This window comes from Barnesiella sp. CU968 (assembly GCF_905219685.1).
GTDB lineage: Bacteria > Bacteroidota > Bacteroidia > Bacteroidales > Muribaculaceae > Lepagella > Lepagella muris_A.
In genome coordinates this window covers 1-8,723 of record NZ_CAJMXD010000099.1, presented here as the reverse complement: position 1 = coordinate 8,723, position 8,723 = coordinate 1, and the positions used below count along the sequence as shown (strand labels likewise).

General features: G+C 45.5%; 5 protein-coding genes. 2 read left to right on the top strand and 3 right to left on the bottom strand.

The features are described 5' to 3' along the window. Positions 1 to 642 precede the first annotated feature (642 nt). Complete coding sequence (locus tag JX312_RS05580) at positions 643 to 1,272, top strand: leucine-rich repeat domain-containing protein (protein WP_204457334.1); 630 nt, start codon at positions 643 to 645, stop codon at positions 1,270 to 1,272. Between the two features lie 77 nt (positions 1,273 to 1,349). Here JX312_RS05580 and JX312_RS05575 read toward each other — a convergent pair whose 3' ends face one another. Together JX312_RS05575 and JX312_RS05570 are read right to left on the bottom strand one after the other, a co-directional pair. Then, entirely contained in the window at positions 1,350 to 2,072 is a 723-nt protein-coding gene (locus JX312_RS05575) for an MgtC/SapB family protein (RefSeq protein ID WP_204457333.1), read from the bottom strand. A gap of 21 nt (positions 2,073 to 2,093) precedes the next feature. Then, a complete protein-coding gene (locus tag JX312_RS05570; protein WP_204457332.1) occupies positions 2,094 to 3,491 on the bottom strand; it encodes an ATP-dependent RecD-like DNA helicase in 1,398 nt (465 codons plus the stop codon). A gap of 200 nt (positions 3,492 to 3,691) precedes the next feature. On the opposite strand from JX312_RS05570, the gene eno reads away from it, so the two are divergent. Continuing rightward, positions 3,692 to 4,993 carry a phosphopyruvate hydratase gene (gene eno / locus JX312_RS05565; RefSeq protein ID WP_204457331.1) on the top strand — a complete coding sequence of 434 codons (1,302 nt, stop codon included), beginning with the start codon at positions 3,692 to 3,694 and terminating at the stop codon, positions 4,991 to 4,993. Positions 4,994 to 5,416: 423 nt separating this feature from the next. Here the strand turns inward: eno and JX312_RS05560 are convergent, their stop codons facing one another. Next, positions 5,417 to 8,419 carry a leucine-rich repeat protein gene (locus tag JX312_RS05560; RefSeq protein WP_204457330.1) on the bottom strand — a complete coding sequence of 1,001 codons (3,003 nt, stop codon included), beginning with the start codon at positions 8,417 to 8,419 and terminating at the stop codon, positions 5,417 to 5,419. Positions 8,420 to 8,723 lie beyond the last annotated feature (304 nt).

The window sequence follows — 8,723 nt, the reverse complement described above, 5'->3', positions numbered from 1 at the left end:
GCACCAAAAAGACACTTTATGATGACTTAAAGAATTTCAAGAAACGTATTTAGCTTTAATTCGTGTTAAAAGTAAACACACTCTTAGAGAGTGTCTGGATTTAACTCTTATTCACGTGAAGATGGATTTTCGAGGGAATTTCACGAGTGGAAGAAGGAACTTGTCGGGCTATGTGACCGGGGAGACCCGGTGAAAAAAATAGTGGAATCAGTGGAATTTTTATGAAGATTTGGAAATTTTTGAGGAATTAAGTAATTTTGTGACGCAAACGGAAGGCAACTTCCGGGGGAATTACATCACCGGTATGTCGCGGCAACGCAATGATGACAGCAGAAAGAGTTCTGGTCATGCCGAGACATCAGCGCGATTTGGGGCGTGCAGCCCTGAAAGTGGTGGGACGGCTCTTTCCCTGACAAACTGACATATCTGTGTCCCGTCTGCAGAATTATCGGATAAATCTTATGACATCGTCATAAGATTGCAAACCGTATAATTCGAGGACAGCACAAATCACATAAAGGCTTCAGCTTTCGGATTATCCGGAGGCTGAAGCCTTTTTTGACATGTTCCTGTCGGACATCTTGGGCAGACAGATAAAATCCGCATCGAGCGGAGGTCTGTTTGCTGCTATAAAGTGCGACGATCTACGCTTTCCTCGACTGTTATTCGGCAACGGATATTGCCATCGGCAACTCGGTGAAGAAAATCGGCAACAATGCCTTCTACAACTGTCAGGCATGGCAGAATATTGATATACCCAATTCTGTAGAGACAATCGGTAATGATGCGTTCGCCCTATGTATAGGTGCCGAAAGTGCGCGTATCGGAAATTCTGTAAAGAAACTGGGTATGCGGTGCTTCACCGACTGTGAGAATCTGAAGACGCTTTCCATCGGTCCGTCGGTCAAGGAAATCGGGAATATGGCGTTTTTCAATTGCGAGGGTCTTACGGAAGTGAGAGTGCATGCTGTGGAGCCGCCGGTGGCTCCCGATGATGTGTTCTCTGATTATTCCGCAAAACTCTATGTTCCAATAGGCATGACTTCCATCTATAAAGGAGCCTCCGACAACTGCTGGCCGCTATTCTCATCATATGCGGAATTTGCAGCGGAGTCCGGCGTTGAGGAGCTGATATCAGACTTTGACGAGAATCAGCCCGTAAGCGTTTATAACCTTTCCGGAATCTACGTAGGATCAACCACTGACAATCTTGCTTCGGACGTATATATTGTTCGTCAGGGCAATAAGGTGCGTAAGATTTCTGTGAAATAGGAGCATTTCATACTCATATGCTCATTAGGAATCCTGTCTGTGTGATGCAGACAGGATTCTTTTTTAAACCGGAGTGGTCAGATGTCGATCTGGCTGGAGAGGGTGAGGCGGCGCGTGGCGCCTGCCTCGCCGACGCTGTTGAGCATCGGCAGGAGGTCGGCGTAGGCGTGGGCGAGCACCACGAAGTCGAGATGGGTGCGATTGTGTTCGTAGTCGTATTCGATGTAGAATGTCGAGAGATGCACGTTGTGCTGCCTGAACACCTCGCGGTATTTCTCTATGTCGCCCACTATCCCCTCGACCGTGAGGTTGATTACTTTCGATTCCTGTCCCAGCTTGCGCCGTTTCTCNTATTGCTCGAAAGTGACAAGGGTGAGAAGAATCAGCAGTGTCGCGCCGATGGAGCAGAGATACATTCCGATGCCTACCGCCATGCCGATGATTGCCGTCATCCATATGCCGGCGGCTGTNGNGAGCCCGCGCACGGCTCCTTTCATGTGTATCATCGCGCCGCCGCCTAAAAAACCGATGCCCGTGATGACCTGCGCCGCGATGCGCCCCGGGTCGCCGTTCTTCAGTCCGAGATACGCCTGGGGCACATAGATGGAGAGAAGCATCGCAAGGCATGCGCCCATAGAGATGAGGGCGAATGTGCGTATGCCGGCTATCTGTCCCTTGCGTTTGCGCTCGGCACCCACGATCATGCCGAGAAACATGCTGAGCACAAGGCGGAACATGCAGTTGACCATGTTGACTTCGAGTGAGTTGATCTGATTGAATATGTCTAAGATATGGTTCATGTCGGTATGTGTTACAGGTTATTAGCGTAAGGGGAGAGTGGGATTGATGAGGAATATCTTTTCTGTAGCGCGCGTTATCGCGGTGTAGAGCCAGCGGAAGAAGTCTGCGCCGAGAGCATCGGGAGGTATGGAGCCCATGTCTATGTAGACATGCTTCCACTGTCCGCCCTGAGCCTTGTGGCATGTGACGCAGTAGGCGTATTTCGCCTGCAGCGAATTGTAATAGGGGTCTTCCATGACGCCTTTTATCTTGTGGGAGAGTTCCCCCTCGTAGCTGTCGAGCACGCGGTTGTAGAATTTCTCCATCTCAAGGCGCGGAATCGACGGCCCATCGCAGACGAGGCTGCGCAGCATGAGCTTTGCGCCGACAATGGCACCGTCGGCAAGACGCAGTTCCACCTCGGTGAAATATCTGCCATAGGCTTTTTCGGTTTTACCCACCCAGATCACTTCCGCCGTGTCGCCGTTGGCGATGAAGCTTTTCAAGCCGTTGCGTTTCCCCCAGTAATAATCGTTTTTGGATATGATAATGCGGTCGCCGCGCTGCAGCGGTTCCTCGGCATACATCACCTGGTTGCGGATCGCCATGTTGAAATTGTTGGCACGCTTGTTGGAACGTGTCACAATCAGTGTCTCGTCCGCACCCGCCTTACTCCAGGATTCCGCCAGTCTGTCGGCAAGGTCTCTCGACGAGACAGCCTCGACTTCCGGATAGCCGCGCACGTACAGCTCCGGCGGCGCATCTTTTTCAGGATGGGTGAGAAGGTAGCGGATATACGTGGCGTTGCGGATGATTCCGCTTTCAATGTCCTGTCTGACCGGAATCTCGAGCGAGAAACATATCGGGTCGAGACCGAGCGAGCGTAGCCTGTCGGGATTCATCGCCGTGGAGCTTGTCTGCCCCACGGGCGGGAGCTGCGCCTCGTCGCCGACGAGCATCAGCCGGCATCCCGGTGCGGAATACACATGATGTATGAGATGGGAGAGCAGCGAGCGTCCGCCACCGGGGGTGTCGGTTATCAGTGAAGCCTCGTCGACGATGAAGAGAGTGTCGCGCTGCTCGTTGGGGGCAAGGAAGAAACTGGTGTTGGACGGGTCGGTGGAGTCGCCGCGATATATCTTTTTGTGGATGGTGGAGGCGGGGTGTCCGGAGAAAGCCTGCGCCACTTTCGCCGCTCTGCCCGTAGGGGCGAGGAGCACGACCGGACGGCGCAGCTTGTCGAGAGCCTTGATGAACGCGCCTACGACCGAAGTCTTTCCCGTGCCAGCGTATCCGTTGAGCACGAACGCCAGCCGCGGGTCAGGGGAAAACACGAAAGACTCCAGAGCCTCCAGAAGGAGTCTCTGCCCGGCAAGCAGTTTGAACGGAAGTTCGGCTGTGGCGAGGTCTGTTATAATATTTTTCCAAGGTTCTGCCATTTGATTTATTCCCGTCTGACGGACGTTCGTAAAAAGTTTAAATCAGTTCAATATGTAAAGTTACTTAAATTTGATTAATATGGTATCAATGTTTTGCAAAATTATTGTTAACTTTGCAGTTGAGTTTAGGGCAACGCCTGGGGTGTTATCCTGCGTACAAAGAAATTATAAACCCAAACATATCTATAATTAATAGAAATATGAAAATTGAAAAAGTAATCGGTCGCGAGATCCTTGATTCTCGCGGTAACCCTACAGTTGAGGTAGACGTGATTCTCGAAAGCGGCGTTATGGGCCGTGCCGCAGTTCCCTCCGGAGCTTCTACAGGTGAAAACGAGGCTCTTGAGCTTCGTGACGGTGACAAGAGCCGCTACATGGGCAAGGGCGTTCAGAAAGCTGTTGCCAACGTAAACGGTCCGATCGCAGAAGCCCTGATCGGTCACAGCGCACTTGACCAGATCGGCGTAGACCAGATCATGCTTGACCTTGACGGCACTCCCACAAAATCAAACCTCGGCGCAAACGCCATCCTCGGTGTTTCTCTCGCCGTGGCAAAGGCTGCCGCCAACTATCTCGATATGCCTCTCTATCGCTACATCGGCGGTTGCGACACTTATGTTCTTCCTGTTCCGATGATGAACATTATCAACGGTGGCGCTCACTCTGACGCTCCCATCTGCTTCCAGGAGTTCATGATCCGTCCTGTAGGCGCATGCTGCTTCAAGGAGGGTATCCGCATGGGTACTGAAGTGTTCCATAACCTCAAGAGCGTGCTCAAGGCTCGCGGTCTCTCTACTGCAGTCGGTGACGAAGGTGGTTTCGCACCCAAGCTCGAAGGTACTGAGGATGCTCTCAACGTTATCGTCGAGGCTATCAAGAAAGCCGGCTACGAGCCCGGAAAAGACGTTACAATCGGTCTTGACTGTGCATCTTCCGAGTTCTATCAGAATGGTGTATATGATTACACTCATCTTAAGAACGGTGCTGAGAAAGAGGTTAACGGCAAGAAGCTCACAAGCACTGAGCAGGCTAAATATCTCGAAGAGCTTATCACAAAATATCCTATCGACTCTATCGAGGACGGTATGGACGAGAACGACTGGGAAGGCTGGAAGATCCTCACAGATCTTATCGGCGACCGTTGCCAGCTTGTAGGTGACGATTTCTTCGTGACCAACGTTAAATATCTTGAGCAGGGTATCGAGAAGGGTTGTGCAAACTCAATCCTCGTTAAGGTTAACCAGATCGGTTCACTCACAGAGACTCTCCGCGCCGTTCAGATGGCACAGCGTAACAACTACACAGCTGTTATCTCTCACCGTTCAGGCGAGACTGAGGACGCTACAATCGCAGACCTCGCAGTTGCTATGAACGCCGGTCAGATCAAGACTGGTTCTGCAAGCCGTTCAGACCGTATGGCAAAATACAACCAGCTTCTCCGCATCGAGGAAGAGCTCGGTAGCCGTGCAGTTTACGGTTACAAGAAAATCGCCCGCAAGTAATCCACGGAAAAGTTATAAACAGATAAAGAACAGGGAGCGCCGGTTTGACGCTCCCTGTTTTATTTGTTAAGGCACTCAGTTTGATAAGATAGTTAAATTCCCATTTATCTCTCATCCATCAAACTAAACTAAAGTATTAGCTCCAACCACTCATAACCATTTTACAACCACTCTTTATCTTCATCTTACAAAGATTAATAATTTTGTCAACACAAATTTTCAAACCATGAAAACCATTAAAAATTTATTAGCTTCTCTACTTATGGAAAAGTAGGGGGTATATGAAAGTCGGATGCTTTAAACAGACCTTTTATTGCTCAGTTTCAGTGTGTCGAAAGCGAGTGAAACGGGCAATGGTTTTTAATGGTTTCAAATTATAATATCATTAGTGGACACTAATGATATTATAATTTGAAACTTGTGTTATTTGATCATAACCTTCTTGGTTGTGCCATTGTTATAAATAACAATGTTGAAACCTTTAAATGGTTCGGAGTTGCTGTTGCCTTGTAAATTATAATAGACTACAGGTTTCACTTCGTCTTCATTAGGTATGATTGTCTCTATCCCGGAACCTTCTGGTGTAGAGAATCTAACTTCTTCTCCATATTTGATTCCAGAGACAGTTTCTACAAAAGCAGTGCAAATGTAGTCTGTAGACGGTATGAGGTCTGAGACTGTGGCAGTGATTAGTTGACCATCTGCCAATACGATGCTTGAAGATTCGGTTTTTGAAACTAAACGGAATGATTTTTTTGATGATTCCGCTGGATAGTATACAAATCCTTGAGATATAATGTCATCAGTGCCACGTAGTACGTAGCCACGCATTGTAACAGAGTTGTAACTAACATTTTCAACGCCATATGTATGAACGGTTGGTTCGAAATAGCTGAAATCACTCGGGTCAAATGTTACCCAATCGCCGAAATAATATTTATCTTTCGAATCTTTGTAAAAAGCACGAACTTTATAATAAGATGTGGTCTGTAAATTTTTAATATAGCCTTCCATTGTACCGTTATGTATAGCAGCAAAGCCTTCATTAGAACGCAGTGATTCCGGGGCATCAAGTTTACGCCATTGAAATCCACTGCCTGTTTCATAGCTTGACAAATTTGTGTTTGCACATACAATAGACGCTGTTGCAGAGACATTTTTAGGTTGTAATGTTGATAGCTCCAATTTTTTAGTATTAACATTAACTGAAGCATTTCTGAAATATTTACCTTTTGAATCTTCAAGAGTTATTTGAGCCTTAAAAGAGTAATTTGTTTCTGGAGATAATCCGGATATAATGGCTTTACAACCTTCGAAAGTTTTGTTATCTCCTTTTATGTGAATAGTTTTAACAGGAGCATCCCCTTCTGGGTAATCTACTGCCAGTGCAATGGTGGATGGTCCGACATCGGTAATTTTTAAGGATGCATTGAAAACTTCTGCTTTTGGAGACCAGCTCCAAATATCTGATTCTGGGAAATTCTCACGATTGGCAATAAGAAATATGGATTCTCTCGCTTCGCCGGGACGAAGCCCCTTTATTGTATACGGAAGATTTGTCAGTTTATTTTCACCAGAATATAGAGACCATTTCACGTGATTATTGTCAGGATAGCTCTCATTAAATTTTAAGCCTTTTACAATAACAGTTGTATGTGTTGCCTCGTAATCGAGTTCTAAAAGTTTGTTCAGATCGTATGCGAAATGAAGTTTATTTGCATTATATGTATTGTCATCTATTTTAAGAATAACGGAGGCGTACATTGAGATTGGCAGAAGACCAGTGAATTCGACCTCGTATTTGCCAGGCGATACGATTATAGCTTTCGCCGTCTTATAAACATTTTCATAAGAATAATCTCCTAATTTTATTTCAATTTCAGAGTTGTTATCTGAGATTGCTTTGTCACAGGTGATGCCAATTTTAACAGAATATGGGGTGAGTGAGATAATTTCTGTCTCGAACTGTTGAGGTGCCGATGTTTTAAAAAAATCAGTTGCCACATGTTGGATGCCATTCTGTTCGTATGTAATGGTGACTTTATAACCCGTTTCAGGGCAGAGTGTACCTATGTTATAGAAGCCTTCGGCATTTGGGTGAATAACCCTGTCTTCTATGCTTACGGATGTAATCGCAGTTTGATTTATGTCTTCGGAAAAAGCAAGACTGAATTGGGGGTTACGATAATCTGAATTAAGGTTGTCAATCCAAACGGGGTGGAGAGGGCTGACTTCTTGGCTACATTTTGTTTGGAGAGTAGTTACGTATCGACCAAGGCATTTGATTTTGCTACCGGAGTCTATTTTTGATAAAGATGAGGCCAAATTATTGGATATCTCACCCAATACATGTATTGTTCCGTGAAAATATATAAATGCATCTGACGACCAAACATCGACTTCTGGGGGAAGAATAAGGTTGTCGATACTGCATCCGGCAAAAGCGTAATTGGGAATTTTGTTGGATGCCGGCAAAGTGTAGCTTTCCCTATGCTTACCCGGGAATTGGACAATGTTGCCATCATGTTTGGAATACAATACACCGTCTATTTCAGTATAAGTGTTATGTTCTCCATCAAGCTTAAATCTTTCAAGGTTACGCATTGAGCCGAAATATGAATATCCATTGGTAGAAATGGTTTGATTAGGTTTAAGGGTGATTGCAGTAATATTGTCAGGATGTGTGAATGTGCCCGGTCTTATATGTATGCCGTCTTTGGTGAATGCGAATTCTTTTATTGTACCTGAGGGGATAACATAGGTATAGATAGAGGAAGAGCCCAATGGTTGTTCCATAAGAACGCCATTAATAGAATAGCACCAGCTTTGCCATGTCCCTCCGTCACTTGTGGATCCTTTCTTTTTTTCACAATTGATAGCTTCAAGTTTGTCACAGTCTTTAAATTCTTGGGTTGCACGAATGAATCCATCTTTATATTTATCAGGATTCAGTATATAAGTGGAAGTTGGGTAAAAATCTCTTTCTATTGTAATGGATTTGAGTTCATGTTGGCCTTTGAAAGCGTTTTNGGCTGTAGTCTCTACAACATATGTATTGCCATCTGGACCTTTTATTGTCTGAGGAATGACGATGTCCCCGCAATATGACATCCCTTCAATAGGTGCTATTACTGTGGCTTGGTATTTATTTATGCCGGAACTCGGTGTGTAGTTCAACGCTTTTAGTCTGTAATTGATGCCATCAATCACTTCTGCGTTAGTGGCAAATGATAATATACCAAACGATAGAAGCAAGATCTGTTGTAATTTAATACGGAATAACATGTGAAATGTATAAATATATTGCCAGTTCATCCCTTCTGGCGATATGAAAATGAAAAAGCGTGGGACGATGTTTTCACTGTTTGCTCTATTCTTGGTATCGCCAAACACCCGTGCAGAAGCAAACAGCCCACCCCACGCCATGCCGATATCTCACAGTCCCCCTTTCAGTTGTGTCAAGGGGTGGATATGACACGCATGAAGCGTCTTTGGCTGCTTTTACCTTCTGCAGTTGGAAAATTGGCGATTTTCGAATAGAGTTTAAAGCAAAAAACGCTTTTATGTTAAACTATCATTGATATTTAGGCTTTATGTCGCCTTCCTATTCAACAATGCAAATTTAATAAAAAATCATTAATGAAGTTTTACAATACTTTGTTTTTTTTTGAAAGTTTGTTAACGGCTCCGAGGAGCCAAGTGCTTAATCCGTTAAAAATCTGATGTTTAA